The following is a 3,184-nucleotide window of genomic DNA, read 5'->3' as shown; positions in this document are numbered from 1 at the left end:
GCGGCGCGGCCCGCCGCGCCCCGTCCGCGCCCCCGACAGGTAGACCCCACGCCCGAGCTGCCGGGGCGCCCGGTGTTCCCGGGCGAGGCGCGGGTGCCGGAGGGAGTGGAGCCGCCGCCCAGCAATCCGTCGGGCGCGCGCGACATCAGCCGCGGGTGAGGGGAAGAGGATGACGGAGGGGACGCGCTGGCAGTTCGTGGGGTTCGTGGCAGTCCTGGTGGTTCTCTACTTCCTGCTGCGGGTGGGGCTGGGGCTGGGGGCGCTGGCGCCGGACCTGCTGGTGGTGGCGCTGCTGCTGGCCTCGCGCCGGCTGCGGGGCGGCCAGGCCGCGGGGCTGGGGTTCGTGCTGGGCGTGCTGGACGGCGCGGCCCACCCGCTCACCATGGGGGCGGGGGCGGTGGCGCTCTCCATCCTGGGCTTTCTGGGCGCCCGCTCGCGCGAGGGGCTTTCCGGCGACAGCCCGGTGCTGCTGGCCCTGTACCTGTTCGCGGGCAAGTGGCTGTACGACGTGATCGTCTACGTGCTCCTGATCCGACCCAACCTGGCCGGCCCGGTGAGCACGCTTCTCCTGGCCTCGCCCCTGGCGGCGGTCTACGCCGCGGCGGTGGGGCTTGCGGCGGCCATGGCGTACAAGTCGGTGGTGTGAAGGTGAACTCAACCAGACGCGCAGAGCGGACGGCGACGGACCACGGCGGAGCCGCGCGGCATGCGCGGCTCCCGTTCGCCCATCGGGACGGGAGGCGGCGGTGAAGCGCTACCGTCCCATCCGGCTGGGCGACCCGGTCCTTTTCTGGCTGGTGGTGGCCCTGGCCATCTTTGGCATCGCCATGATCTTCAGCGCGGGGAGCGTGGACGTTCCCGGCACCCGCGCCGAGGGGACCTGGCGGGCGCAGCTGATGTGGTTCTCCATCGCGCTGCTTGTCATCCCCTTCATCCTGCGCATTCCGGTGGGGTGGCTGGAGTGGGGGGCGCAGCCGGCGTACGCGCTGGGGCTGGTGCTGCTGATGGCCGCGCTGGCGTTTGGCAGCGGCGGCGGCACGGCGGCCAGCACCAAGAGCTGGATCCGCATCGGGCCCGTGGGCCTGCAGCCGTCGGAGATGGCCAAGATCGCCACGGCGCTCATGCTGGCGCGGGTGCTGGGCGAATGGCGCGAGCCGCCCAAGACGCTGTGGGCGCTGTGGAAGCCGATCGGCGTCGTCGCCCTGCCCATGGGCCTGGTGATGCTGCAGCCGGACCTGGGCTCGGCGCTGGCGTTCGCGTCGATCCTGATCTGGTGCCTGTACTGGGCCGGCACGCCGCTGACCACCATCTTCTTTCTGGTCAGCCCGCTGCTCAGCCTGTTCATCTCCATCAGCCCGTGGGTATGGGGCGTCTACATCGTCCTGCTGCTGGTGCTGCTCTTTTACCGCAACGCGTTTCTGTCCGAGAAGATCTCCATCTTCATGGCGAACGCGGTGGCGGGCGCGGTGGCGCTCCCCCTCTGGAACGTGCTCAAGCCGTACCAGAAGGCCCGCTTCATGGTGTTCCTGGACCCCAGCATCGACCCGCGGGGGAGCGGGTACAACCTTATCCAGAGCCGCGTGGCCATCGGCAGCGGCGGCCTGTGGGGCAAGGGGTACATGGACGGCCCGCAAAAGCGGCTGGCCTTCCTCCCCGAGCAGCACACCGACTTCATCTTTTCCGTGATCGGCGAAGAGCTGGGGTTCATCGGGGTGATGGCGGTGCTGTGCTGCTTCGGCTTCATCTTCTGGCGCCTCATCCGCGTGGCCGAGCGCGCCCGCGACCCGTTCGCCAGCCTGGTGCCCATCGGCATTCTGGGTAGCTGGTTCACGCACGTGCTGATCAACGTGGGGATGACGGTGGGGGTGATGCCGGTAACGGGCATTCCGCTCCCCTTCATCAGCTACGGCGGCTCGTTCCTCCTCGTCAACCTGCTGGCGATGGCGGTGGTTGAAAGAGTCGCCGCGGAAAAGGGGCGTTAGCGGGTCCCCCGCGCGCCCCTGGCTACATCTGTTTACCTCGCTTTCTCCGTCTTTCCGGATACATCCATGGCCTGGTTCCGCAAGCCCAAGACACGCCTGCAGGCGGCCGACCGCCGCGACCTGCCGGGCGAGCTGTGGGAAAAGTGCCCCAGCTGCGGCGAGATCGTCTACAAGGAAAAACTGCGCGAAAACTGGAACGTGTGCCCCAACTGCGGCCACCACCTGCGGCTGGGCGCCGACGGGTACGTGCAGCTGCTGACGGACGAGGGCACCTTTCGCGAGACGGAGCGCGAGATGCGCTCGGGCGACCCGCTGGGCTTTGTCGACCTGAAGCCGTACCGCGACCGCCTGGCCGCGGCGGAGCGCAAGAGCGCCTACGGCGACGCGGTGGTCACCGGCCAGGGCGAGCTGGACGGCATCCCGCTCTCGCTGGGGGTGATGGACTTCTCCTTCATCGGCGGGTCGATGGGCTCCGTCGTCGGCGAGAAGCTGGCGCGCGCCGGGCTGAACGCGCTGCAGGCGAAGACGCCGTTCATCATCGTTTCCGCCTCGGGCGGCGCGCGGATGATGGAGGGGATCTTTTCGCTGATGCAGATGGCCAAGACGTCGGCCGTGCTGGCGCAGCTGCACGAGGCGGGGCTGCCGTACATCAGCATCCTTACCGACCCCACGACGGGCGGCGTGACGGCGTCGTACGCCATGCTGGGCGACGTGAACCTGGCCGAGCCGGGGGCGCTGATCGGCTTCGCGGGGCCGCGGGTGATCGAGCAGACCATCAAGCAGGAGCTGCCCGAGGGCTTTCAGCGCGCGGAGTTCCTGCTGGAGTACGGGATGCTCGACGACATCGTGGACCGCCGGAAGATGAAGGGCCGCGTGAGCCAGCTGCTGCGCCACATGCTGGGCCTGCCCGCGTCGGAGGCGTTCCGCGCGTCCGAGGCTGCGTGACGGTGGCGGGTGAACGGGTGAACGGGTGGGCGGGTGAACGGGTGAACGGGTGAACGGGTGAACGGGTGGGCGCGGCGCGACCCGCCGGGGCCGCGCCCCCCACCCGCCGTTAGCGCGGTGCACGCGCCGCCGGTCGCCCCCCCCCCCCACATCGGGGGGGGGGTGGGGTTTTTACGCGGCGGGTGTTTGTGCGGCAGCCGCAACCCCAGTTTTGGGGCGAGCGGGCACGTTTGTCGGGGGGGGCGGACACCTGGTTG

Annotated in this window: 3 protein-coding genes; all 3 read left to right on the top strand. The window is 70.2% G+C overall.

Annotated elements, in window-relative coordinates; all coding sequences use genetic code 11:
- Positions 1 to 169 precede the first annotated feature (169 nt).
- The 3 genes from ACOJUJ_RS29175 (at position 170) to accD (ending at position 2,927) form a co-directional block, all read left to right on the top strand.
- Positions 170 to 646: a hypothetical protein gene (locus ACOJUJ_RS29175; protein WP_420130453.1), complete on the top strand. Its 477-nt coding sequence runs from the start codon at positions 170 to 172 to the stop codon at positions 644 to 646.
- A gap of 100 nt (positions 647 to 746) precedes the next feature.
- A complete protein-coding gene (gene rodA / locus ACOJUJ_RS29170) occupies positions 747 to 1,982 on the top strand; it encodes a rod shape-determining protein RodA (protein ID WP_420130452.1) in 1,236 nt (411 codons plus the stop codon).
- A gap of 66 nt (positions 1,983 to 2,048) precedes the next feature.
- Positions 2,049 to 2,927, top strand: coding sequence for an acetyl-CoA carboxylase, carboxyltransferase subunit beta (accD, locus tag ACOJUJ_RS29165; protein ID WP_420130451.1), 879 nt, complete (start codon positions 2,049 to 2,051; stop codon positions 2,925 to 2,927).
- Positions 2,928 to 3,184: the final 257 nt, after the last annotated feature.

The sequence above is a fragment of the Longimicrobium sp. genome, assembly GCF_048594345.1.
In the GTDB taxonomy this organism is placed as follows: domain Bacteria; phylum Gemmatimonadota; class Gemmatimonadetes; order Longimicrobiales; family Longimicrobiaceae; genus Longimicrobium.
Note: the sequence above shows the minus strand (reverse complement) of the source record. Positions and strands in the feature narration are given on the sequence as shown.